The 23,501-nt window shown below is 70.2% G+C and carries 26 protein-coding genes; 10 read left to right on the top strand and 16 right to left on the bottom strand.

Annotated elements, in window-relative coordinates; translation table 11 throughout:
• Positions 1 to 31: 31 nt before the first annotated feature.
• Positions 32 to 238 carry a hypothetical protein gene (locus ACVFI9_RS08970; protein ID WP_474765877.1) on the top strand — a complete coding sequence of 69 codons (207 nt, stop codon included), beginning with the start codon at positions 32 to 34 and terminating at the stop codon, positions 236 to 238.
• Positions 239 to 283: 45 nt separating this feature from the next.
• Here the strand turns inward: ACVFI9_RS08970 and ACVFI9_RS08965 are convergent, their stop codons facing one another.
• From ACVFI9_RS08965 to ACVFI9_RS08955, 3 genes are all read right to left on the bottom strand, one after another.
• A complete protein-coding gene (locus ACVFI9_RS08965) occupies positions 284 to 1,354 on the bottom strand; it encodes a YihY/virulence factor BrkB family protein (RefSeq protein WP_474765875.1) in 1,071 nt (356 codons plus the stop codon).
• Positions 1,355 to 1,466: 112 nt separating this feature from the next.
• Entirely contained in the window at positions 1,467 to 2,390 is a 924-nt protein-coding gene (locus ACVFI9_RS08960; RefSeq protein ID WP_474765873.1) for an aggregation-promoting factor C-terminal-like domain-containing protein, read from the bottom strand.
• Between the two features lie 157 nt (positions 2,391 to 2,547).
• Positions 2,548 to 2,724, bottom strand: coding sequence for a hypothetical protein (locus ACVFI9_RS08955; protein WP_474765872.1), 177 nt, complete (start codon positions 2,722 to 2,724; stop codon positions 2,548 to 2,550).
• Between the two features lie 311 nt (positions 2,725 to 3,035).
• Here ACVFI9_RS08955 and msrB point away from each other — a divergent pair, with 311 nt between their 5' ends.
• Both msrB and msrA read left to right on the top strand, forming a co-directional pair.
• Positions 3,036 to 3,524, top strand: a complete 489-nt coding sequence (msrB, locus tag ACVFI9_RS08950; RefSeq protein WP_474765871.1) for a peptide-methionine (R)-S-oxide reductase MsrB — start codon at positions 3,036 to 3,038, stop codon at positions 3,522 to 3,524.
• A complete protein-coding gene (msrA, locus tag ACVFI9_RS08945; protein ID WP_474765870.1) occupies positions 3,521 to 4,066 on the top strand; it encodes a peptide-methionine (S)-S-oxide reductase MsrA in 546 nt (181 codons plus the stop codon). The genes msrB and msrA overlap by 4 nt, the downstream gene beginning before the upstream one ends.
• 88 nt (positions 4,067 to 4,154) lie before the next feature.
• On the opposite strand, the gene ACVFI9_RS08940 is transcribed toward msrA, so the two are convergent.
• Positions 4,155 to 4,958 (bottom strand): class I SAM-dependent methyltransferase, encoded by an 804-nt coding sequence (locus tag ACVFI9_RS08940; RefSeq protein WP_474765869.1) that lies wholly within the window; start codon positions 4,956 to 4,958, stop codon positions 4,155 to 4,157.
• 80 nt (positions 4,959 to 5,038) lie between these two features.
• On the opposite strand from ACVFI9_RS08940, the gene ACVFI9_RS08935 reads away from it, so the two are divergent.
• The 3 genes from ACVFI9_RS08935 (at position 5,039) to ACVFI9_RS08925 (ending at position 6,489) form a co-directional block, all read left to right on the top strand.
• Positions 5,039 to 5,410, top strand: coding sequence for a cupin domain-containing protein (locus ACVFI9_RS08935; RefSeq protein WP_474765867.1), 372 nt, complete (start codon positions 5,039 to 5,041; stop codon positions 5,408 to 5,410).
• Positions 5,411 to 5,507: 97 nt separating this feature from the next.
• Entirely contained in the window at positions 5,508 to 5,816 is a 309-nt protein-coding gene (locus tag ACVFI9_RS08930; RefSeq protein WP_474765866.1) for a hypothetical protein, read from the top strand.
• 28 nt (positions 5,817 to 5,844) lie between these two features.
• Positions 5,845 to 6,489 (top strand): DUF2238 domain-containing protein, encoded by a 645-nt coding sequence (locus ACVFI9_RS08925; RefSeq protein WP_474765864.1) that lies wholly within the window; start codon positions 5,845 to 5,847, stop codon positions 6,487 to 6,489.
• Between the two features lie 18 nt (positions 6,490 to 6,507).
• Here the strand turns inward: ACVFI9_RS08925 and ACVFI9_RS08920 are convergent, their stop codons facing one another.
• Positions 6,508 to 7,884, bottom strand: coding sequence for a dihydrolipoamide acetyltransferase family protein (locus ACVFI9_RS08920; RefSeq protein WP_474765863.1), 1,377 nt, complete (start codon positions 7,882 to 7,884; stop codon positions 6,508 to 6,510).
• The gene (locus ACVFI9_RS08915; RefSeq protein WP_474765862.1) at positions 7,884 to 10,070 is read right to left on the bottom strand and encodes an alpha-ketoacid dehydrogenase subunit alpha/beta; all 2,187 of its coding nucleotides are present in this window, start codon (positions 10,068 to 10,070) and stop codon (positions 7,884 to 7,886) included. Before ACVFI9_RS08915 ends, ACVFI9_RS08920 begins: the two co-directional genes overlap by 1 nt.
• Positions 10,071 to 10,241: 171 nt before the next feature.
• Between ACVFI9_RS08915 and ACVFI9_RS08910 the strand changes: the two genes are divergently transcribed.
• The 3 genes from ACVFI9_RS08910 (at position 10,242) to ACVFI9_RS08900 (ending at position 12,403) form a co-directional block, all read left to right on the top strand.
• Entirely contained in the window at positions 10,242 to 10,766 is a 525-nt protein-coding gene (locus tag ACVFI9_RS08910; protein ID WP_474765861.1) for a VOC family protein, read from the top strand.
• Positions 10,763 to 11,446, top strand: coding sequence for a GntR family transcriptional regulator (locus ACVFI9_RS08905; RefSeq protein WP_474765860.1), 684 nt, complete (start codon positions 10,763 to 10,765; stop codon positions 11,444 to 11,446). Before ACVFI9_RS08910 ends, ACVFI9_RS08905 begins: the two co-directional genes overlap by 4 nt.
• A gap of 93 nt (positions 11,447 to 11,539) precedes the next feature.
• A complete protein-coding gene (locus ACVFI9_RS08900) occupies positions 11,540 to 12,403 on the top strand; it encodes an NAD(P)-dependent oxidoreductase (protein ID WP_474765859.1) in 864 nt (287 codons plus the stop codon).
• Between the two features lie 57 nt (positions 12,404 to 12,460).
• Here the strand turns inward: ACVFI9_RS08900 and ACVFI9_RS08895 are convergent, their stop codons facing one another.
• Both ACVFI9_RS08895 and ACVFI9_RS08890 read right to left on the bottom strand, forming a co-directional pair.
• Positions 12,461 to 13,147, bottom strand: a complete 687-nt coding sequence (locus tag ACVFI9_RS08895; protein WP_474765857.1) for an enoyl-CoA hydratase/isomerase family protein — start codon at positions 13,145 to 13,147, stop codon at positions 12,461 to 12,463.
• 36 nt (positions 13,148 to 13,183) lie between these two features.
• Positions 13,184 to 14,566: a M24 family metallopeptidase gene (locus ACVFI9_RS08890; RefSeq protein ID WP_474765855.1), complete on the bottom strand. Its 1,383-nt coding sequence runs from the start codon at positions 14,564 to 14,566 to the stop codon at positions 13,184 to 13,186.
• 266 nt (positions 14,567 to 14,832) lie between these two features.
• On the opposite strand from ACVFI9_RS08890, the gene ACVFI9_RS08885 reads away from it, so the two are divergent.
• Positions 14,833 to 15,540: a helix-turn-helix domain-containing protein gene (locus ACVFI9_RS08885; RefSeq protein ID WP_474765853.1), complete on the top strand. Its 708-nt coding sequence runs from the start codon at positions 14,833 to 14,835 to the stop codon at positions 15,538 to 15,540.
• 40 nt (positions 15,541 to 15,580) lie between these two features.
• Here ACVFI9_RS08885 and ACVFI9_RS08880 read toward each other — a convergent pair whose 3' ends face one another.
• The 8 genes from ACVFI9_RS08880 to ACVFI9_RS08845 form a co-directional block, all read right to left on the bottom strand.
• Positions 15,581 to 16,516 carry an NAD(P)-dependent oxidoreductase gene (locus ACVFI9_RS08880; protein ID WP_474765852.1) on the bottom strand — a complete coding sequence of 312 codons (936 nt, stop codon included), beginning with the start codon at positions 16,514 to 16,516 and terminating at the stop codon, positions 15,581 to 15,583.
• A gap of 94 nt (positions 16,517 to 16,610) precedes the next feature.
• The gene (locus ACVFI9_RS08875) at positions 16,611 to 17,075 is read right to left on the bottom strand and encodes a RidA family protein (protein WP_474765851.1); all 465 of its coding nucleotides are present in this window, start codon (positions 17,073 to 17,075) and stop codon (positions 16,611 to 16,613) included.
• A gap of 30 nt (positions 17,076 to 17,105) precedes the next feature.
• On the bottom strand, positions 17,106 to 18,755 hold the full coding sequence (locus ACVFI9_RS08870) for an amidohydrolase (RefSeq protein ID WP_474765850.1): 1,650 nt from the start codon (positions 18,753 to 18,755) through the stop codon (positions 17,106 to 17,108).
• Positions 18,756 to 18,775: 20 nt separating this feature from the next.
• On the bottom strand, positions 18,776 to 19,492 hold the full coding sequence (locus ACVFI9_RS08865; RefSeq protein WP_474765849.1) for an ABC transporter ATP-binding protein: 717 nt from the start codon (positions 19,490 to 19,492) through the stop codon (positions 18,776 to 18,778).
• A complete protein-coding gene (locus tag ACVFI9_RS08860) occupies positions 19,489 to 20,292 on the bottom strand; it encodes an ABC transporter ATP-binding protein (protein WP_474765847.1) in 804 nt (267 codons plus the stop codon). The genes ACVFI9_RS08865 and ACVFI9_RS08860 overlap by 4 nt, the downstream gene beginning before the upstream one ends.
• 3 nt (positions 20,293 to 20,295) lie before the next feature.
• Entirely contained in the window at positions 20,296 to 21,588 is a 1,293-nt protein-coding gene (locus ACVFI9_RS08855) for an ABC transporter substrate-binding protein (RefSeq protein WP_474765845.1), read from the bottom strand.
• On the bottom strand, positions 21,585 to 22,622 hold the full coding sequence (locus ACVFI9_RS08850) for a branched-chain amino acid ABC transporter permease (RefSeq protein ID WP_474765844.1): 1,038 nt from the start codon (positions 22,620 to 22,622) through the stop codon (positions 21,585 to 21,587). Before ACVFI9_RS08850 ends, ACVFI9_RS08855 begins: the two co-directional genes overlap by 4 nt.
• Complete coding sequence (locus ACVFI9_RS08845) at positions 22,619 to 23,485, bottom strand: branched-chain amino acid ABC transporter permease (RefSeq protein ID WP_474765842.1); 867 nt, start codon at positions 23,483 to 23,485, stop codon at positions 22,619 to 22,621. The genes ACVFI9_RS08850 and ACVFI9_RS08845 overlap by 4 nt, the downstream gene beginning before the upstream one ends.
• Positions 23,486 to 23,501 lie beyond the last annotated feature (16 nt).

The following is a 23,501-nucleotide window of genomic DNA, read 5'->3' as shown; positions in this document are numbered from 1 at the left end:
GTACCGCGCGGCCCAGACGATCGGAGGAGCCATGTCCGACGCACTGCGCCCGGGAGAGCCGTACGAAGGCGAGTACACCGACTCCGAGCTGCCGCTGAGCGCGGAGCTGCCCAAGGAGGAATACGAGGAGGTCGAGGACGTCCTCGACGCGAACGACCTCGACGAGGACGAGGTCGAGGTCGTCGAGATCATCGAAGAGGACCGCAACCTCCCGCCCCGAGGCGACTCCGCGCTCTGACCCGCAGCCGGGCGCGCGGCCCCCGTGCCGCGCGTCCTCGGCGTGTCAGGGCTCGGTTCGCCCGTGGCCTGGCGTGCCGTGCTCCTCGGCAACGGCCTCACGAGCCGCCGCGAGCTCGGCCGCGGCATCTGTCGCCCGTCGTTCGGCCCTCCGCATGCGCCGGACCGCGGGCGTCGGCGCGCCGAATCGGGCGCCCACACGGTCGTGCTCCTCGTCGATGCCCGTGATGATGTAGGCGCCCGCGATGAGGATCACCTGGCTCGAGAGGTTGAACCAGAGCAGCAGGGCGATGAGCGACCCGAACGAGGCGAGCAGCGGATTGTTCGACGCGCCGCCGACGAAGAGGCTCGAGAGCAGCTGCAGCACGGCGAGGCCGACGCCGCCGAGGAGCGCGCCCGTCCAGAGCGAACGCGCTCCCGGTCGAAGGCCCGCGAGGGCGAGGAACATGCCGGCGATGACGAGCGTGTCGATGGCGAAGATCACGAGGATCGAGATCGCGCGGGTCGCGACGTCGTAGGCGGGATCCCTGGTGGAGAGGCCGAGCAGGTCGAAGAGCGCGCCGAGGGCCGTGGTGCTGAAGAAGGTCACGGCCGCCGCCACGGCCAGCGAGGCGCCGAACGCGACGGCGAGCGCCAGGTCGCGCAGGAGGAGCCACAGGAAGAACGTGTGCTCGTCGGACTGGTCTCCGAGTTCGCGGAAGGCGTTGCGGAGCGAGCCGACGGCGCCGATGGCGGCCGCGACGAGCCCGACGAGTCCCACGAGACCGGCCAGGCTGAGGGTGAACGGCTGGATGAGGTCGTCGGGATCGATGACGCCGCCCTCGCCGACGAGCCCGGGGATCGCGGTGCCGATCGTCGTGACCAGCGCGTCCATGGCGTCGGGGTTGCCCGAGAGCCAGATCCCGCCGATCGCGAAGCCGAGGAACATGCCGGCGAACACCGAGAAGAGGGTGCGGTACGTGATGCTGTCGGCGAGCATCGGTCCGTGGTGCTCCTGGTAGAGCATGACGGCGCGAACGGGCTTGCGCTCGAGGGCCCACGCGGTCGCGCGTCTCCCGAGCGCGACGAGGCGTGCGAACGGGCCGCCACCCGACTGCGACCCGTGCTCCGCTGCCATGTCGTCAGGGTATCGAGCCGCGGATGCCCCGCGCAGGCGCTTGACAGCCGGAGATGACGAAGCGGGGGCGGCCGGCCGCCCCCGCTTCATCGGGTCGTGATCGGAATGCCGGTCAGTACCAGCCCTGCGCGTTGAAGGCGTCCCACGCGCCGCACGGGGTTCCGTAGCGATCGGCGATGTAGCCGAGGCCCCAGGTGATCTGGGTGGCGGCGCTGGTCTCCCAGTCGGCGCCCGCGGTCGACATCTTGCTGCCGGGCAGGGCCTGCGGGATGCCGTACGCGCCGCTCGGGTTGGACGCATAGACGTTCCACCCGGACTCGCGGTTCCAGAGCTCGACGAGGCAGCCGAACTGGTCGTCGCCCCAACCGCGCTGGGCGAGCATGTCCCGGGCGATGGCCTGCGCCTCGGTCGGGTTGGCTGGCGCACCCGGGCGGGACGACCCGGACGAGGATGAGGTCGACTCCTGCGCGGCGGCCTTCGCCGCGGCCTCGGCGGCTGCTGCGGCCTCGGCGGCGGCCTTCGCCGCGGCTTCGGCGGCGAGGCGATCGGACTCGGCCACCGCAGCGCTCACGCTGTGCACGTGGTACGAGGTCGTGTCGACGAGCTCGAAGATCCGCTCGGGGGCGAGCAGTCGATAGTCGGAGAGCGCCGCGACCGAGGCGGCCAGCTGTGCGGCATCCGCCTTGCCCTGCGCTGCGGTGATGGTGTCGTTCGCGCCGCTGAGCGTGGCCTCGGCCTGCTGGACGGCGCGGGCGACCAGGATGCCGCCGTGCGACCGGAGCTGGTCGGCGTTGAGGTCGGTGGCCTCGGTGAGCGCCCGGGTCTCGGCGACCCGGTCGTTCTGCGCGGCGACCGCGCCCTGGACGGCGAAGCCGGTGCCGACCATGGCGCCGATCGCGGTCACGGCGCCGGCCGCGAGGATCGGGCCCTTGCGCCAGCCCTTGGGGCTGCGCCCGGACCGACGGCGAGCCGCCTCGGGCTTCACTGCGTCGATGGAGTTGTGATTCGGGTTCGAGAATTGAGACTGGTTCGGCATGACTTTCACGGGGGCGAACGGCAGAGCTCACGCTCGGCTGTCCTGGACTCGACGTTCCTCGGACGCGGGGGCGCCCGGGCGAAGTGGCCAGTCTGCCGAGAGGCCCTGTACAAGCCCTCCTATGTCCCTGTGAATATCCTCCAAAACGGTGCGATACTCACCTTTCTGGGAGCGATGCAGCACGGAAATCGGGATATCCGGGCCATTCCCGCGGACCGTGGGAGCGCACGAACGCCTGGTGCACGCGCTCGCAGGCGCCGCGCAGCGTGGTGCCCCAGCCGAGCAGTCGCCCGGCGAACTCGGCGCGATAGCGCACCTCGCCGTCGACGCGCACGATGGTGACCGCGCCGTACTCGCGACCCGTGCTGTCGACGAGACGCCAGCACCCCGGTTCGGGCTCGGTCGCGGCGAGGATGGGATGCCAGGTGGTGGCCAGTGGTGCTCCTTCCAGAGCGCCCCGGCCGACGCGCTTCCATGGTACGTCCGCCCCCCGGCGAACAGCTCACAGCGAAGTCACAGCCCCGAGGGCCGCCGCATGGAACAGCCGGACGGCCTTCCCGGTTCTCTCTGGTGGCGCCGCGATCCGCACCGTCGGGTCGAGCGTCGAGGCGCCGCAGCCAGCGTCGCCCGCAGAGGAGGAACGAAGTGTCACAGGACTACCGCAAGACTCCCGAGGCGGTCGCCCGTCTCACCCCGAACCAGTACCGGGTCACCCAGGAGGACGCCACCGAGCCGGCCTTCCGCAACGAGTACTGGAACCACCACGAGCCCGGCATCTACGTCGACGTCGTCTCGGGACAGCCGCTGTTCGCGTCGACCGACAAGTACGACAGCCGGTCGGGCTGGCCCAGCTTCACCCGGCCCATCGACCCGAGCGCCGTCACCGAGAAGGTCGACCGGTCGCTGTTCATGAAGCGCGTGGAGGTACGCTCGTCGGGCGCCGACAGCCACCTCGGGCACGTGTTCGACGACGGCCCGGCGGAGGCGGGCGGCCTGCGCTACTGCATGAACTCGGCGTCCCTGCGGTTCGTGCCCCTCGCCGACCTCGAGGCGCAGGGATACGGCGAGTACCGCTCGCTGTTCGCGGAGACGATGACGGATGCCGCGGCATCCGAGAAGGAGGACGCATCATGACGAACCCCGGTGAGATCACCAGGACCCCCGGCACCGAGACGGCCGTGCTCGCGGGCGGCTGCTTCTGGGGCATGGAGGACCTGATCCGCAAGCGCCCCGGCGTGCTCGACACGCGGGTCGGCTACACGGGCGGAGACGTGCCGAACGCGACCTACCGCAACCACGGCACGCACGCCGAGGCCATCGAGATCGTGTTCGACCCGGCCAAGGAGTCGTTCCGCGATCTGCTGGAGTTCTTCTTCCAGATCCACGACCCGTCGACGAAGAACCGGCAGGGCAACGACATCGGGCTGAGTTACCGCTCGGCGATCTTCCCCACGACGCCCGAGCAGGAGATCACGGCGTACGAGACCATCGCCGACGTGGACGCGTCGGGTCTCTGGCCCGGACCGGCGACCACCGAGGTCTCCCCCGCGGGTGACTTCTGGGAGGCGGAGCCCGAGCACCAGGACTACCTGGAGCGCTACCCGAACGGCTACACGTGCCACTACGTGCGTCCGGGCTGGAAGCTGCCGAAGCGCGACGCGGAGCCCGCCGCGTAGCGCCTGACGGCGGAAGGGACGGCCCCTGCGGACTCGTGTCCGCAGGGGCCGTCTGCACGTGCGACCGACGGGGCGGTGCCCGGATGTCTCAGCGCACCACTTCGCCGCGCACCGCCCACGCGCGCGCGACGAGCGCGATGGAACCGTCGGTGGCGACCGGAAGGCGTTCCCGGAGGTGCTCGCGCAGGCGTTCCCTCGCCGGCGCGTCGAGCGACATCACGTACGACGGCGCCGGACCCTGGCCGCCGAGGAACGGCATCCAGTAGTCGTCGAAGTCGCGGAACACCGTGGCGATCTCGATGCCCGAGGTCTCCACGTCGAGCAAACCGGCACTCGCGAAGCGCCAGGTCAGGGCCTCCGGCGTGGAGTCGGGGAACCTGGCGCCCTCGTCGAGCTCCGCCGCGGCGGGATCGAGGTCGGTCGCCGCATCCCAGAACCGGCGCATGAGTTCCATCCGGTCGGCGTAGTCCCAGACGTAGCCGGCGACCACGCCGCCGTCGACTGTCACCCTCGACATCTCGGCCAGCGCCGTGTCGAGGTCGGGCAGGAAGTTCAGCACGAGCCCCGAGACGACCGCGTCGACCGATGCGTCGTCGATCGGGAGGTCCGAGGCGACCGCACGGTGGAACGTGACCCGACTCCCGAGTTCGGCGACCGCAGTCTCGAGGAAGCCCTCGGAGGGTTCGACGCCGTCGACGCTCGCGGGCGCGCACTGCTCGAGGATCGCGGCCGACAGCACACCCGTGCCGCAGCCCACGTCGAGCCATCGCAAGCCGGGGGCCATCCGCAGCCACTCGAGGAACCGCGGCGCGACGACGCGGCTCCATCGGCCCACGTACCGTTCGTACGCGCGGCCCTGCTCCCACGTGTCGGTCACACCCCCATGCGCCATGCTCACACCGTACCCCGAGCACGGCGAGGAGAATGAGGGAGACGGACGAACGACCGCCCGAACCGCCGAGGAGCACCCGCATGACCGACGTCACCCACACCCTCATCGCCGCAGACCTGGCCGCCCTCGTCGATGCCCTGCCGATCGAGCCGGGCGGTGTGCGCTCCACGCGCATCCACAAGGGACCCGGGGCGACGCTCGTGCGGCTCTCGATGGACGAGGGCACCGTCATGAAGGAGCACATCGCGCAGGCGCCCCTCCTCGTGTCGGTGCTCGAGGGCCGGGTGGTGCTCGAGGTCGGCGGCGACCGCATCGAGCTCGCCACCGGAGGGCTGCTCCAGATCGACGAGCGGGTCCCGCACGCTGTCGAGGCGCTTGCTCCGTCGCACCTCCTGCTCATGCTCGGCGTGCGCGCGGCGCCGGCGAAGCCCACGGCCGACGCCGCGGGCTGACGCCGGCGCCCGCCGTCTCACTGGCCTCGGAACGGCCTCCGCGGCTAGTGTTGGCGTCATCCATCGCATCGACGCGAGTGAGACGTAGGAGGGCACCATGGCCGAACGACCACATGACGTGACCGACCTCTACCTGGCCCCGGTCGTGCTCGAGGTGAACGGCCGGCTCGAGGACCTCGGGGCCCTCTCGGCGGACGACCTCGGGTTCCAGGTGGTCCTCGAGACGAACATCGAGCCGCAGAACGCCGCCGAGCGCCGGAAGGCGCTGCTCGAGACGATCCGGCGCCGGGTCGAGCTCCACGGCTGGACGCTCTCGTTGCACGAACGCGGCCTCGCCGTGGCGCACGACGAGCATTCCATCGTGCTGGGCCTGCCCGCGAACCTCCTGGAGTACGTCGCCGAATGACCATCGGGCGTCCGGATATCCTGCTGTCATGATCCGGACGTTGCTACGCGCCCCCGCCGGTCCGTCCGCGGTGATCGCGGACCTGCTGCGCCTCGTCGCCGTGGTCAGCATCTTCATCGGCTGGGCAGGGTGGGGCCTGCTCTCCGGGCTGAGCTTCGTCTCGGCGTTCGTCGTGATGCTCGTGCCGCGGCTGCTCCGACTGCGTCCGGCATTCGACATCGCATTCGGCGCGCTCATCCTCGCCTCCACGTGGTCGAGCGTGCTGAACATCTACATCACGACCCGGTGGTGGGACATCCCGATGCACTTCGCCACCAATGGGCTGAGCGCCGCGCTCGTCTACATCGTGCTCGTGCAGATCCGCATCCTCGGGGACCCGTCGTCGCTGCCGCATCCGATGCTGTCCGCCGCTCTCGTGACCACCGCCATCGGGTTCTCGATCGGCGTGTTCTGGGAGTTCTTCGAGTGGGTGGGGCACAACTTCATCGATCCCGAGATCCTGGTCGGCTACGACGACTCGCTCGGCGACCTCCTGTGGGGCGGCCTCGGCTCGCTCCTCGCGGGATTCGGCATGTCCTACTTCATGGCGGAGCCGAAGGCGCGGGGCGAGCGCGAGGACCCCGTCACCGCGGGAGCCTCGGGCACCGGGGGCACCGGGGGCACCGGGGACTGACGCGGCGCCCCACAGCGGTCAGGCGAGGATCGTCAACGGGCTCTCGATGCGCGCCACGAAGGCCGCGAGCCAGCGAGCCGCGAGCGCTCCATCGAGCACGCGGTGGTCAGCCGACATCGTCACGGTCATGATCGTGCCCACCTCGAGCGCACCGTCGACCACGACGGGCGCCTGGCGGGCCGCGCCGACGGCGAGAATGCCGGCCTGAGGCGGGTTGATGATGGCACTGAATTCCTGTGTGCCGAACATGCCGAGGTTGGAGACCGAGAAGCTGCCGCCCTCGATCTCGTGCTGGCGCAGCCCTCCCGACCGGGCGCGTTCTGCGAGGTCGGCGATCTGCCGGCCCAGCGCCGACACGCTGAGCGCCTCCACTCCGCGCACGACCGGGGTCACCAGGCCGTCGTCGAGCGAGACGGCGATCGCGATGTCGACGGTGCGGTGCTGCAGCATGCCCTCGTCCGTCCACGTGCGATTGGCCTCCGGCACGTCGAGGAACGCACCGGCCGCGGCCTTCACCACGAGGTCGTTGACCGAGACCTTGACGGTGCCCGCGGCGTTCAGCTCGCGACGCAGGTCGAGCAGCCGGTCGACCCGACACTCCGCCGTGAGGTAGAAATGCGGCACCTCCGTCTTCGACTCGGTGAGGCGGCGCGCGATGGTGCGCCGCATCCTCGAATGCGGGATGAGTTCCGGCTCCGGCGCCGTGGGCGCGGTCGGCGCGGCGGCCGCGGCGGGTGCGGCCGGCGCCTCCGGTGCGGAAGCGGCGGCGGGCTCCGAGGGGCCCGCGGCGATGACCGCCTCGAGGTCGCGGCGCACGATCCGGCCGTTCGGCCCCGAGCCTTCGATGCCGTCGAGGCTGATGCCGCGTTCCCGGGCCATCCGGCGCACGAGCGGGCTGACGAAGCGACGCTCCACGGCTTCGGATGCCTCGGCGGGAGGCGTTTCCCGCTGCGACCCGACCGCGGTCGGTGCGGCCGCGGCGACCGGCGCTGCGGCGCGCGCGGTCGCGGCATCCGACCCCTCATCGAAGACCGGCGCCGCGTCGGCGACGGGCGCGGCGGACTCGGGATCCGACGGCGCCTCCCCCCCGGCCTCTCCCGAGGCGACCCCCGAGGCGACCTCCGCGGGTGCGGCCGGACCCTCGGGAGCGGTCTCGCCGGGTTCGCCGAGCACCGCGATCGGCGTGCCGACCTCGATCGAGTCGCCCTCGGCGACGAGCAACTGCAGCACGGTTCCCGCGGTCTCGGCGGCGTACTCCACGACGGCCTTGTCGGTCTCGATGTCGGCGAGCGGTTGGCCGACGGCCACGGTGTCGCCGACGGCGACCGACCATGACTGGATCGCGGCCTCGGTGGCGCCGGCGAGCACCTCAGGCAGGCGGATGGTCGTGGCCATCAGGCACCTCCTGCGTTCACGCGCACGGTCTCGAGGCCGGCGACGACCTCTTCGGTACGGGCGATGGCCGCGCGCTCGAGCACCCTCGAGATCGACGGCGACGACTCCGAGCCGGTCACCCGCTGCACGGGCTGGTCGAGCCAGTCGAACAGGCGCCGCTGGATCTCGTCGGCGAGCCAGCCGCCGTACGACGTGCCGCGCGCGCCCTGCTCGACGATGAGTACGGCGTTGGTCTTCTTGACGGATGCCTCGATGGTGTCCCAGTCGATCGAGGCTCGGTCGAGCCAGCGCAGGTCGATGAGCTCGGCGTCGATGCCGGTCTGCTCGATCGCCTCGAGGCTGTGCCGCACCATCGAGAGGTAGCTGATGACGGTCACGTCGCTCCCCTCACGCCGGATGGCGGCCGTGCCCGGCGGGATGAGGTAGTCGAGGTCCCCGGCGATGACGGTGTCCTTCTCGTTGTAGAGGTCGACGTGCTCGATCACGAGCACGGGATCCTCGAGGGCCAGTGCCGCGTTCATGAGGCCGACGTAGTCCTCGGCCGATGACGGCGCGACGATGCGCCATCCGGCGCTCGTGGCGAAGACGCCGGCCGGGTCCATGAGGTGCTGCGAGCCGTAGCCCGAGCCCATGGCGACCTTGGTGCGCAGCACGAGCGGCACGGGGTTGTCGCCGCCGAACATGTGCCGCGCCTTGCCGATCTGGTTGAACACCTGGTCGGCGGCGACCCAGAGGAAGTCGGGGTACATGAACTCGACCACCGGGCGGAACCGGCCGTCGAGAGCCATGCCGCCACCCAACCCGGCGAACGCGTTCTCGCTGATGGGCGTGCCGAGCACGCGCTCGGGGAACGCCGTCGAGAGGCCCTTCGTGGCGCCGTTCGTGCCGCCCTTCAGCCGGTGCACGTCCTCTCCGAGCACCACGATGCGTGGGTCCTCGCTCATTCGGCGCTCCATGACGCCCGCGACGGCATCGACGTACTTGACCTCGTCGCGCTCGCGCGTGTCGGTGAGCGGCTCGAGCGTGCGGAGGTCCGCGAGTTCGCTCGCGTCGCCGCGGACGCCGACGTCGACGAACTCGGGGTCGGGCCAGAGGTCTGGTCGGATGCGTCGACGGCCTTCCTTCTCGGGATCGGCCTCGAGCAGCTCCGAGGTCGCCGCGTCCATGGCGGCGATCGCCTGGGCGCGCACCGCGTCGACCTGTTCGTCGGTGACGAGCCCGAGCCTCGTCATCTCGGCCGCCATGCGGATGAGCGGGTCGCGCTCGCGCCACTCCGCCTCCTCCTCCTTCGAGCGGTACCCGAACGCGCTTCCCGGGTACGGGCCGTTCTGGTGGAAGTACCGGTAGACCTGCGCCTCGATCACGACCGGGCCGTCGCCCGCACGCATCCGCTGCTCGGCCTCGACCATCGCGAGGTGCACGGCGAGGGGGTTCATGCCGTCGACGCGGTATGCGGGAATGCCGAAGCCGAGGCCCCTCGCCGACAGCCGCGGCTCGCCCGTGACCTCCTCGACGTGCGTCGAGACGGCGTAGAGGTTGTTCTCGATGAAGAACGCCATGGGGAGCTTCCACGCGGAGGCGAGGTTCATGCTCTCGAGCACGGAGCCGATGTTCGTGGCGCCGTCGCCGAAGTAGGTGACCGTGACATCCGTGGTGTCCGAATGCTTCTGCGCCCACGCGTTGCCGGCCGCGAGCGGCACACCGCCGCCGACGATGGCGTTGGTGCCGAGCGCACCTGCCTCGAACCACTGCAGGTGCATCGAGCCGCCGCGGCCGCGGCAGTAGCCCTGCGCGAGGCCGAGGATCTCGGCGAGCGTGCGCTGCAGCACGGTCTGCAGGTCGGGCGTGACGAGCCGCTCGAGGTCGAGACGGCCGCCCGAGACGTGGGTGATGGCCTTCGCGAGGAACTGGTGATGGCCGCGGTGCGAGCCGTTGATGCCGTCGGTCGAGCGCAGCCCCACGATCGAACCGACGGCGCCCCCCTCCTGGCCGATCGACGAGTGCGCCGGGCCGTGCACGAGGCCTTCGCCCGCGAGGTCGAGCACGCGCTCCTCGAAGGCGCGGATGAGGTGCAGCTCGCCGAGCATGGTCGCGAGCAGCGCCGGATCGGCGGCCTTCCAGTCGGCCGCGGTGGTCGTGATCTCGACCCACGGGGCCGCGGGCTCCAAACGTCGTTGTCTCGCCATGTCGGATCCTTCGTCGGTGACTCCGCCGCGCTGGCGCACGACGGTGTGGTGACGGCCAGCTTACGCCACGATTGCATCCAATTCCAGTGGTCTGCTGGCACGATGGTCGCCAATCGTCGCGGGTGGGGCGTAGGATTGCATCCAGTCGATCGCGTTGAAGGGAGACAGGTCATGGCACTGCCCGGCCTCCGCGGCACCGAGCACATCGGGTTCACCGTGCCCGACCTCGAGGAGGCCCATCGCTTCTTCGTCGACGTCATCGGGTGCGAGTACGTGTACACGCTCGGCCCCTTCGAACGCGACGACGACTGGATGGCCGAGCACCTCAACGTGCACCCACGTTCGGTGATGCGCGAGCTGCGCTTCTTCCGCTGCGGGCACGGCCCGAACTTCGAGATCTTCCAGTGGGAGCCGGCCGACGGGCAGCGCGAGCAGCCGCGCAACAGCGACCTCGGCGGACACCACCTCGCGTTCTACGTCGACGACCTCGACGCCGCGGTGGCGTACCTGGGCGCGCAGGGCGTGCGCGTCCTCGGCGAGCCGACGGCGAGTCGCAATGCCAGCGAGGGGCAGCGCTGGGTGTACTTCCTCACCCCGTGGGGCATGCAGCTCGAACTCGTGAGCTTCCCGAACGGCAAGGCGTACGAGTCGACCTCCTCGGTGCGGCTCTGGGACCCGCGGGATCCGTCGGCATGAGCGCCGAGCCGCAGGCCGCCCCCATCCCGCGTGATGGGGCCGCAAGCCGCCGCATCGCCGAGGGCATCCGCGACGCGATCCTCCACGGCGAGTACCCGCCGGGCTCGCGACTGCGGCAGGAGGAGATCGCCGAGCGGTTCGGAGCGAGTCGCGTGCCGGTGCGCGAGGCGCTCAAGGCGCTCGAGGCCGAGGGCCTCGTCACGCTCGTCGCCAACGCGGGCGCCTGGGTCTCGCGCCTCACGCTCGCGGAATGCGAGGAGGTGTACCAGGCGCGCGAGCGACTCGAGCCGCTGCTGCTGCGCTACTCGGCGCCGCACCTCACCACGCAGGACCTCGAGCAGCTCGACCTCCTCGCGCGACGCATGGCCGAGACCGACGACGTCGCCGAGTTCCTCCGCCTCGACCGCGAGTTCCACATGCTGAGCTACAGCCGGGCCGAGACGCTCATGCTCGGCGACCTCGTGCAGCGGTTCTGGAACACCACGCAGCCGTATCGACGGGCGTACTCGCTGCTCATGGACGCGCACAGCACGCGCATCGTGCACGACGAGCACCACCTGCTCGTCACCGCGCTGCGCGAGGGCGACGTCGAGAGCGCCGAGCAGACCATCGTCAGCCACATCCGGCGAACCCGGCGGATGCTGGCGAAGCATCCCGAGATCTTCTCCGCGGAGACGTGAGGCGAGACGCCCCGAACCCCCGAACCGACCGGACACCCGAACACCCCGACCGATCGACACCACGATCGGCCGACGACAGCCACAGGAGGCATCATGACGCGCATCGGATTCCTGGGACTCGGCAACATGGGCCGTGCGATGGCCGGGCGGCTGGTGGCTGCCGGCCACGAGGTGGTGGTCTGGAACCGCTCCCCCGAGGCCGCCGACGAGCTCGTCGCCTCGGGCGCCACGCTCGCGGCCGACCCCGCCGAGGCGCTCGCCGCGCCGATCTCGTTCTCGATGCTCGCGAACGACGAGGCGGCGGAGTCGGTGCTCACCGCCGAGCACCTGCGCGGAACCGAGGGTCGCATCCACGTGAACACGGCGTCGATCAGCGCCGCGGCCGCCGACCGGTTGCAGTCGGTGCATGACGCGGCAGGGGTGGGCTACGTCGCGGCGCCGGTGCTCGGCCGGCCCGCGGTGGCCGAGGCCGGCAAGCTCAACATCATGGTGGCCGGACCGGCCGACCTCGTCGACCGCGTCGAGCCGCTGCTCGCCGAGTTGAGCGTGCGGGTCTGGCGATTCGGCGACGTGCCACGGCGGGCGAACGTCACCAAGGCCGCCGTCAACTTCATGATCCTGCACGCCCTGCAGGCGCTCGGCGAGTCCATCACGCTCGTCGAGGCGCACGACATCGACGCATCCGACTTCGTCGAGCTGCTCACGAACTCCCTGTTCGGCGGCGTGGTCTACAGCGGCTACGGTCCGATGATCGCGGAGCGACGCTACACGCCTGCCGGTTTCTCGATGGCGCTCGGCCTCAAGGACCTCGGCCTCGCGGAAGCGCTCGCCGAGGAGAAGGGCATCACGCTCCCCACGGCGCCGGTGATCCGCGACCGCTTCGAGCGCGCGCTCGCCGACGACGACCTCAAGGACGCCGACTGGTCGGGCGTGGCGGAGGTCACCCGCCGCGGGTGACCTCGCACGCACGGGGCGGCAGCGAGACGTCCGCAGCCGACCCGTCTTCGTGCCGGGTCAGTCGCGCTCGAACATCGCCGCGAACCGTTCGAGGGCGCTGTCGAGGGCCTCGTCGTACGGCAGTCCGGCGAGCTCGTAGAAGGCCGGCCGCCCCGCGGCGACGGCCGCTCCCCCGCGTGCGGCGTTGCGCAGCCATGCGCGCACGGCCGTGTCGAGTTCGGATGCCTCGACCACGGCATTCACCAGGCCGAGTTCGCGTGCGCGCTCGGCGGTGAACGGCTCCCCCGACCCGATGTTCTCCATCGCCGCGCGTGCGCCGATGCGCTGGATGAGCGGCACCTGCGCCACCATCGGCCAGATGCCGATGCTCACCTCGAACGTTCCCACGCGTGCCGTGGGTATCGAGACGGCGTAGTCGCACGCCGCCACGATCGAGGCGCCGGATGCCAGCGCGTCGCCGTTCACCTCGGCGACCACCGGCTTCGTCAGGCGCGGGAAGACCTTCAGGAGCTCGACGAGCGACGCCGCGAACTCGACGGGATCGCCACCGGCACGGATCGCCTCCACGTCGAGGCCGCCGCAGAACATGTCGCCGGCGCCCGTGACCAGGATGCCCGTCACCGAGGCGTCGTCGTCGGCCTCGTGCAGTGCCCGCGCGGCCGCCCCCATGACCCGTGGATCGAGCAGGTTGCGCGCCCCGTTCTCGAGGGTGATCTCGGCGATGCCGTCATGCACGTCGACCATCGGGTCGCTCCTTCCTCGACCTGACGCCGATCGCCGTCAGCCTTCGCCGCGGCCCCACGTGGTGTTCAGGTGCGACTGCGAGTCGCGCTCGAGGGGCAGCGGCCCGCCGACGGCGTAATAGCGCTGGCCGGCCACGATGAGGTCCTCCGCGGGGAACTTCGTGATCACCTCGCAGCCGTCGGCGGTCACGACGACCTCCTCCTCGATGCGAGCGGCGCCCCAGCCGTCGGCCGACGGCCAGTACGTCTCGAGCGCGAAGACCATTCCCTCCTGCAGCACCTCGGGATGCTCGAACGACACCAGCCGCGAGAAGATCGGCTTCTCCCAGATCGAGAGGCCCACGCCGTGGCCGTATTGCAGGGCGAACGCGGCCTCCTCGTCGGGGAACCCGAACTCCTCGGCCTTGGGCCACACCGCGCAGATGTCGGCCGTCGTCGCGCCCGGACGGACGAGCGCGATCGCCCGGTCCATGTACTCGCGGGCTCGGGCGTACGCGTCGCGCTGCGCGGAGCTCGCCGAACCGACCGCGAACGTGCGGTAGTAGCACGTGCGATACCCGTTGAACGAGTGCAGGATGTCGAAGAACGCGGGGTCGCCGGGCCGGATCAGGCGGTCGCTGAACACGTGCGGGTGCGGCGAGCACCGCTCCCCCGAGATGGCGTTCACGCCCTCCACGTACTCGGAGCCGAGGTCGTACAGCGTCTTCGCGACCAAGCCGACGGCCTCGTTCTCACGCACGCCGGGACGGAGGAACCGATAGAGCTCCTCGTACGCGGCATCCACCATCGACGCCGCCTGCGTGAGCAACCGGATCTCGTCGCACGTCTTGATGCGCCGGGCCTCCATGAACACCTGCTGCCCGTCGACGACCTCGATGCCCTCGCGCTGCAGCGCGAACAGGATCGGCAGCTCGATCACGTCGACCCCGAGCGGCTGGTCGGCGACCCCGAACTTCTCGAGCTCGCGCTTGACCTTCTTCGCCACCCCCTCGGCGATCTCGGCGTCGGGCGGGAAGGCGCCACGCAGTGTGGAGATGCCCGCACGGGCACCCGACTCCATGCGCGGACGCTTCGCGCCCTCGTGCGGCGCATTCGGGTCGGCGTCCATCTCGGCGCTCGTCACGTCGAGCCACGGGTTGTAGAGCTTGTGGTGCTTCGCCGCCGATCCGAAGTCCCACGAGATCGGATCGGTGTTGCGCGTGAGCAGACTGAACCGGATCAGCTTGTCCATCGCCCAGGTGCCGATGTGCGTCGACGTCATGTAGCGGATGTTCGAGAAGTCGAACGCGAGCACCGCACCGAGGTCGCTCCGCTCCAGCTCCGCCTTCAGCCGACCGAGCCGGTCGTCCCGGAGGCGGTCGAAGTCGACCCGCGCCTCCCAATCGACCGCGTTCGTCCCGGTGGTCCCCGTGTTCTTCATCGAATCCCCTTGCTCAGGGCCTGGCGGCCGTCACGTACGCGACGATTGTACAGCCACAATGAACATTTCTTCAGCCCATCTCGCGAAGTCGTCCGCGTCCTCACCGAGGTCATCGCGAATCTTGCGCAACTCGTGACCCGAATCTCCAAGTGTGACTGAACACCGGATGTATTCTCGTTCCACGGCGATGAACTTCGGCCGGCGAGTGCCGACCCGAGCTCGTCGCGCGGCACCGAGCATTCGCGACCACGGCACGAGGAGTGCGCATGACCACAGACATCGGCCTCCGACTTCGTGAGGCGCGCAAGAGCCGCGGGATGAGCCTGCGCAGCGTGGCACAATCGCTCGGCGTGTCGGCGAGCCTCGTCTCCCAGGTGGAGACCGGCAAGACGCAGCCGTCGGTCTCGACCCTCTACGCGCTCGTCAACCACCTCGGCATCTCACTCGACGACGTGATGGGCGTCTCGGCTCCCGAGGTCGCGAAGCCGACACGCGACGAGACACGCCCCGAGACGCGCCTGCTCGGTGCCGCTCCGCGCACGGCGATCCAGCGCGCCGAGCAGAATCCGGTGCTCGAGATGGAGAACGGCGTGCGTTGGGAACGGCTCGCCGTCGGCCAGGAGGGCCCCGTCGACGTGCTGCTCGTGACCTACGAGCCGGGCGGTTCGAGCTCGATCGAGGGCAAGCTCATGCGCCACGCGGGCGTCGAGTACGCCTACCTCATCGAGGGCGAGCTCACCATGCAGCTCGAGTTCGACACGTACGTGCTGCGCGCCGGCGACTCGCTTCACTTCGACTCGGTGCGGCCGCACCTCTTCTCGAACCACGGCACGGTTCCGGCGCGTGGGGTCTGGTTCGTCCTCGGACGACGCGAGCATGCCGAGACGATGCCCGACCAGGCCGGAGCGCGGGCGGCGCACGACGGCTCCCTCGGTTCGGCGGTCGACGTGCTGCGTGCGATGGACCGCCTCTGACCCATCGCTCGCCGCACGCCGCGCCCGACCGCTCCGGCGCTCAGCCCCCCTCGAGACCGTCGCTGACCGGCGCGTCCTCCGCCACGATGTCGAGCCCCGAGCCGTGCGCCACGGTGAGGATGAGCGACGCGAAGTCCTGGTCGACATTGCCGTTGCCCACCTCCTGCGCGACGAGGTTGCGGGTGACGCCGGCCACCGGCATGACCACGCCGAGCTCGTACGCCGCTTGGAGCGCCAGGTCGAAGTCCTTCTGGAGCAGGACGTTCGTGAACGTCGGCGTGAAGTCGAGATTCACGAGCGCCGGCGACTTGTACCGCGAGAACACCGAGCCCATGACCGAGTCGTTGAGGAACGCGAGGAAGTCCGCCCTCGTGACGCCGGCCTTCTCGGCGAGCACGGTGATCTCGGCCATCGACTGGATCACCACGCCGAGGAACACGTTGTGGGCGATCTTCACGATGCGCGCGAGCTCGCCCTCGCCGACGTAGGTGACGCCCCGACCCCACGTCCGCAGCAGCGGTTCGGCCACCTCGTAGACGTCGCGCGGTCCGGATGCCGCGACCGTGAGCTTGCCGACGGCGATCACCTTGGGGTTCCCCGAGACCGGTGTCGCGAGGAATCCGGCCCCCCTGGCCTCCGCCTCGGCCCTGACCTTCTCGCTGATCTCGACCGAGACGGTCGAGGCGTCGGCGACGATGCCCGGCACGCGGTCGGGGTCGGTGAGCAGGCCGCCGTCGCCGAGCATGACGTCCTCGAGGTCCTTCGGAGCCGAGACCATACTGAACACGATGCCGCGATCGGCGAGGTCCACCGGACGATCGACGATCGTGGCCCCGAACTCGCTGAGCGGTTCCGCCTTCGCGCGGGTGCGGTTGTACACCGCGACGTCGTAACCGGCGTCGAGCAGCCGCTTGGCAAGTTGGTAGCCCATTCGGCCGGCGCCGATCCATCCGACGGTGGGTGTGGTGTCATTCATGTGGTGCTCCTTGGAGTCTCGTGCGCCCGCTGGCGGGTCGCAATCGTTTGCAGTTGAACGAACACGTCACCGAGGCGTTCCCCGGCCGGCGTGGTCAGGATGCCGGTGCGGCCGCCACGACGTGGAACTCGAAGCGCAGGCGCGGGTCGGTGGCGAGTCGGGTGACCTGTACCGTCGTGCTCGTCGGGATGTGCCCGCCGAACCACTGCGCCTGGTGCCGGTTCACGACGTCCTGGTCGGCCTCGACGTCGGTGAAGAACCGGATCATGTTCACGACGTCGTGGCGTTCGCAGCCGGCGGCCCGGAGCGCGAGATCGAGGTGGTCGAAGGCGTTCGTCACCTGGCCGAGGGCGTCCATCGGCATCGAGTCGAACACCTCGGGCACGTGCGGGTGGTCGTGGTAGACCGGTGCGCCCGTCACGCCGCTGATGAAGACGAGCCGCGCATCGGAGACCGTGCGGATGGCCGGCACGAACGGGCTGACGATCGTGTCGTCGTAGCCGGCGTGGTGGATGATCTCGGCGTTCCCGACTCGTCGGGGCGCGGGGATCTCGGTCATGCTGCCTCCTCTTCCGTGGCGCTGAGCGGCTCAGGTAACGGTGCCCGAGTCGTGGGTGATGCGACCGCCCATCACGGTCAGGTCGCTGCGGATGTCGCGGAGCTCTTCGTCCGAGCAGGTGAACGGATCGAGCGTCGGCACGCACAGGTCGCCGTCGTAGCCTGGCAGGAGCCGGCCCCGGTGAGCGGACTCGCCCGTGAACCACGCCGCATCGCGCGTGAACGCGGCCACGGCGTCGTGTCGCGACATCCGGTGCCGCTCGTCGCGCACGCCCGCGCCGTCGAGCGTGCCGCCGGTGGCCAGCCACCAGATGGCGGCCCACGGGGAGAACGAGTTCGCGCGCGTGGCATCCGTACCCCCGCCGATGGGGATCGACAGCTCGCGCAGATCGCCGATCGGCGGAGCGTTGCGCGTGGCGTCCTCGCCCCACGCGTCGACGTAGTCGCCGCCCTTGAGGACCATGCGGCTCTGCACGAGCACCCCGGCCCCGAGTCTCGCGATGCGCTCGAGGTTCGCCCGCGACGCGTCGTCGGCGTGCACGATGGAGCAACCTCGTCCGGCAACCCCGCCCGACTCGGACTCGACCGCCTCCCACGCGTCGAGGATCCGGCCCAGCGTCCGGTCGAGCACCGCGTGGATGCTCATCCGCCAGCCGCGGGTGGCGCAGAGGCGAACGATGTCGACGAGTTCTCTGTGGGCCTCGTCGGACATCGCGAACGCATCGAAGCCCTCCATGTCGTGGCATCCGAGATGCGGGATCTCGCCGACCCCGACGACGCGGAGCAGTCCGTCGCCGAAGTCCGGCTGGACGAGCGTGGTGAGCTGATCGATGTCGGCGACCTCGCCGCCGCGGGTCCATGCGGAGATGTACAGGCGCGTCCGCACGTCGAGTTCGCCGCTGCGCCACACGTTCGCGATCGGGTCGTAGTCGCGGGGCGTCATGAGCAGCCCGCCGCCGTCGACGACCCCTGTCAGGCCATGACGCGCGAACTCGGCGAACATCGCGCGCACGCCGGCCTCAGGCTCCGCGCGCTCCGGATCGAGCGCCGCCGCGATGGGCACCGCGAAGGCGCCGACGCCGAAGATGCGCCCGGTGAGACGCCCGTCGGCGTCGCGTTCGAGGCGGCCGCGCGGAGGGTCGTCGGAGGTGTCGATCCATCCGCACGCCCTGAGGGCCGCGGAGTTCAGCACCCCGACGTCGTAGACCTCCTGCACGTAGACCGGGTTGTGCGGCGCCACGGCGTCGAGTTCGGCCCTGGTGGGCCCGCGACGCTCGGTCAACTGCGTCCGGTGCCACCCGCCGACGACGCTCGCCCAGTCTCCCGGCGGGCGGCGAACGATGTCCTCCCGGATGCGTTCGAGTCCCTCGTCGATCGAGCGAACGTCCTCCCAGTGCATCGTGCGGTTCCAGGAGGCTCCTGCGCGCACCGCGTGGATGTGGGAGTCGTTGAGCCCGGGGATGACGCGACGCCCGCCGAGGTCGATGACGCGCTCGGCGAGGTCGGCGTACCGGGCCATTTCGTCGTCGGAGCCCACCGCGATCACGCGTCCGCCGGCGACGGCGATCGCCTCGACCTCGTCGGGGCCGTCGCCAGGCTCGGCGAACGTGACGATCCGGCCCCCGCGGAGCACGAGGTCGACCAGCGGGAGTGCCTCCGCGGAGGCTCGCTCGGCGGGCATCCTCAGCGTTCCCCCGGCCATCAGATGCTCAGGTGGCGCTCCAGCGCCACCGGATCGGCGCGCAGCGCCTCGGAGCTCCCGCTCCAGGCGATCGTGCCCGTGTCGTCGATGACGACGACACGAGTCGCGATGTCGAGCGCGAGGTCGACGTTCTGCTCGGCGATCAGGATCGACAGTCCCGACGCGCTGAGTTCGGCGAGGCGGTCCTGGATCACGTCGAGGACGCTCGGCGCGAGGCCCTCACTCGGCTCGTCCATGATGAGCAGCCTCGGATTCGTCATCAGCGCCCGGCCGATCGCGAGCATCTGCTGCTCGCCGCCCGAGAGCAGTCGAGCCATCGACTTCGATCGCTCGGCGAGTCGTGGGAAGAAGTCGAAGACACGCTCCACCGTCCACGGCTCCCCCGTGGCCGGCGACTTGCGGCGCGGCACGACGGTGAGGTTCTCGGTGGTCGTCAGCGAACCGAAGACCCGCCGCCCCTGCGGCACCAGCGCGATGCCGGCGTGCGAGATCTGGAAGCTCGTGCGATGCACGAGGTCGTCGCCGGCGAACACGATCGAACCCGCCGCGACCGTCGGTGGACGCAGGCCGCAGATCGCCCGCACGAGCGTCGTCTTGCCCATGCCGTTCCGGCCGAGGAGGCCCACGCTCTCGCCGTCGCCGATCGCGAGGTCGACGCCGTGCAGCACCTTCGCCGTCGCGTAGCTGACGTGCAGGTCGGTCACTTCGAGGGTCACTTCTTGCCGCGCCTTCCGAGGTAGATCTCCTTGACCGTCTCGTGTTCGCGGACCTCGTCGGGGGTTCCGGTCACCACGTGGCGGCCGTTCTCCATGCACATGACGCGATCGGTCAGGCCGAGGGCGAGCGTCATGTCATGTTCGATCAGGAGGATGGGAAGCGTTCGCGGGATCCCCTCGATGAGGCGTCGGAGGGTCGACCGCTCGACGGCCGACAGCCCGGCCGCCGGCTCGTCGAGCAGCAGCAGCTTCGGCTCGCCGACCAGGGCCATGGCGATCTCGAGCTGTCGCTGCTCGCCGTGCGAGAGGGCGGAGACCCGGTCGTCGCGGCGACCGATGAGACCCACCGATTCGAGGGCGGCGCGCGCACGCTCCGACACCTCGTCGGTGGCGCGCTGCGGCCACCAGAAGATGCGCGCCTTGGCGCTCCCACCGCGAGCGGCGACCCGCACGTTGTCGAGCACCGACATGTCGCGGAACAGGTTGGAGACCTGGAAGGTGCGTCCCACTCCCATCCGCGCCCGTCGCGCCGTGCCGACGCGCGTGACGTCGCGCCCGAACATCTCGACCGAGCCGGAGGTCGGCGGGATGTCACCCGCGATGATCTTGAACAGTGTGGTCTTGCCCGCGCCGTTCGGGCCGATGACCCCGATCCGCTCCGACGCGCCGAGATCGAGCGAGATGCCGTCGACCGCCTGCACACCGCCGAATCGCTTCCCGATGTCGGAGATGACGAGCGCGGGGGCCCCGGCCCCGGACCCCTGGGGGCCCGGAGCCGAAGCCGTCGTCGCGGTGCTCACTCGTTACTCGCCTTGGAAGCTCTGCGAGTACGTGGGCTGGGCGAGGGCCTCCTCGGGGTCCTTGCCGAGCCACTGGTCGACGTCCTCGAAGGTCTCGATCGGCACGTTCAGGAGCTTGCCGTCGACCTCCTGGACCTCGCGGATGTACACCGGACCGACGAAGTTGTTGTAGTCGTCGAACGACACCGCTCCGAAGATGCTGTCGTCGAACGTCGTCGACGAGATGGCGGAGACGAGGTCGGCACCCGTGACGAGGCCGTTCTCCTCGAGCACCTTGGCCACCACGCTCGCCGTCTGGTATCCGCCGGCCACGTTGGCCGACGGGATCTTGCCCTCGAAGTTCTCGGCGTACGCCTCCGAGAACTCGCGAACGGCGTCGCTGTCACGGCCTTCGGCCCACCAGCTCACCGAATTGAAGCCCTCGATCTCGCTGCCGAGCGCCCGAAGCGTGGCCTGGTCCATGCCGCAGCAGTTCATGAGCAGCGGCTGCGACTCGCCGAGGCCGAGGCCGAGGAAGCTCTTGAGGAAGTCGGGACCTGGCGCGCCGCCCGCGGTGGCCACGAATGCGAGGTCCGCGTTCGCCGCCTGGATCTGCGAGACGTACGTCGAGAAGTCCGATGTGCCGTTGGGGAACCAGTACTGCGCGACGACCTCGCCGCCCTCCTGCTCGAAGCCCTGCTTGAAGCCTGCGCAGGATTCCCAGCCGAAGGCGTAGTCGGGGCAGAGCGTGACCGCGGTCTGGTGACCCTGCTCGGCGGCCCACTGTCCGCCCGGGTAGTTCATCTGCGACCCCGACATCGATCCGGTGCGCACCGTGAGGTCGTTGGCCGCCCGCTGCGTGAGGTCGTCGGCGGCCGCCACCGGGTGCAGGTTCGGGATGCCGACGCTCGACGTGTAGGCGGCCACCGCGAGCGCGGTGTTGGCCAGCAGCGGGCCGACCACGACGTCCACCTCGTCGAGTTCGACGAGCTTCTTAGCCTTCGTCAGCGAGGTCTCGGGGTTGCCCGCGTCGTCCTCGACGATGGTCTCGACGGTGACGCCGTTGACCTCGTCGCCGTTGATCTCCCAGTAGAGGTTCCACCCGTCCACCATCTCCTGGCCGGCGATGGCGAAGTTGCCCGTGATGGGCGAGATGTAGCCGACCTTCAGGGTGCCGCCGGCCTCGCCGTCGCCGCCGCCCTCATCATCGGGCGCGGCGCCCGGAGGCGCACAGGCGGTGAGGACGAGTGCGGCTGCGGCGCCGAGTCCGGCGAGGGCGCTCCAGCGCCCCCGGGCCCGAGTCTTCGTCGATCTCATGGGAGTTCCTTCCTCGATGCGTGTGATTGCGTTTCTCTTGGTGGAATCGTCTCGTCGGAGCCGCCGAGCGGTGGCGCGCTGTCACCCGGTGGACTCGGATCCCGTCCCTGCAGGCGGCGGACGAGCTTGGCAGCGCTGCCCATGATCCCCTCGCGGGCGAAGAGGATCACGAGGATGAAGATGAGGCCGAGGATGGTGGGCCAGCGTTCGACCGAGTTCGAGAGCACGTTCTCGACGAGCACCACGATCGCCGCACCGATGAGCGGGCCGAACACGGTGCCGACGCCGCCGAGGATGACCATCACGATGAGCAGCACCGACCGGTGCACGCCGGCCGCCGAGGGGCTGACGAAGTGGGTGTGCCACACGGCGAGGAGCCCGGCGAACCCGGCCAGGGTCCCCGACATCATGAAGGCGGCGAGCTTGTAGGAGGCGACCGAGTAGCCGAGGCTCCGCATGCGGCTCTCGCTGTCACGGATGCCGCGGAGGCTCGCGCCGAACGGCGAGCGGCTGACCACCCACAGCAGCAGCGTGGTGAGGATGAACGCCCCCAGGATGAAGTAGTAGAACGTCCAGTACTCGAAGATCCACTCCGGCCGGCGCACGCCGGTGATCCCGTTCTCGCCGCCCGTGACATTCGACAGGCGATAGGCCAGGCCGTAGACGACCATGCCGAGCGCGAGGGTGACCATGAGGAAGTAGATCCCGCTCGTGCGCATCGAGAGCACGCCGTAGACGAAGGAGACGACGAGCGTGACCCCGAGGGCGAAGACGACCTGCATGCCGGGGTCGAAGCCCTGTTTCGACGCCCAGGCGGCACCGTACGCGGAGGCGGCGGCGATGGCGCCGTGGCCGAGCGACGCCATGCCGCCGTCGCCCACGAGGAAGTTCACCGTCGCCGCGAGCATGGCCGCGATGATGATCGTCGAGACGAGCGAGATGACGTACGCGCTCGTTCCGAGGTAGGGAAGGGCGAGCCCGACGCCGATCAGGGCGGCGATGGCGATCACGCCGACGATGCGCGAGCGCGTCATGCGGTCCTCCCGAAGAGTCCGGTGGGCCGGAGGACCAGCACGAGCGCCATGGGCGCGAAGATCGTGAAGTACGCGAGGTCGGGGATCCAGGCCTTGGCGAACGCGTCGATCAGCCCGATCAGCACGCTGCCGACGGCCGCTCCCGGCACGCTGCCGAGTCCGCCGATGATCACGACCACCAGGGCGTAGAGCAGTACGTCGTCCTGGATGCCGGGACGGACGCTGATGATGCCGGCCCCGATGGTTCCGCCGATCGCCGCGAGTGCGGCGCCGACGACGAACATGCCCGTGAACACCCAGCGGATGTTCACGCCCATCGCGGAGATGATCTCCCGATCGTCGACTCCCGCCCGGACGATCGCACCCACCCGCGTGCGGTTCTGCACCAGGGCGAGGGCGACGCCGATGACGACGGCCACGCCGATGACGAAGATGCGATAGGTGGGGTAGGTGAGGCCGCCGATCGTCACCGATCCCTGGATCGTCGCCGACGACGGCAACGTGTACGGGTCGCCTCCGAAGATGGCGAGGCACAGGTCGGCCACGACGAAGGAGACGCCGACCGTGAGCAACACCTCGGGAAGCTCCTGGCCGCGCACGAAGCGCAGCAGCACGAACTCGACGACGAAGGCCGTGACGGCGACGACGGCGACGCCGGCGAGGATGCCCAGGAGCAGGTTGCCGGTCAGCCCGGCGACCACGACGCCGAGATAGCCGCCCACCATGTAGAAGGCCCCGTGCGCGAGGTTGATGATGCGCATGAGCCCGAACACGAGGGTGAGGCCGCTGGCCAGCAGGAACAGCAGCGCACCGAAGCTGAGTCCGTTGAGCGCCTGCTGGAGCAGGAAGAGGGGTTCGAACACCGGGTGCAAACCTTCC

The organism is Agromyces sp. NSFZ, assembly GCF_056156205.1.
This window is presented reverse-complemented; position numbering and strand designations above follow the sequence as displayed.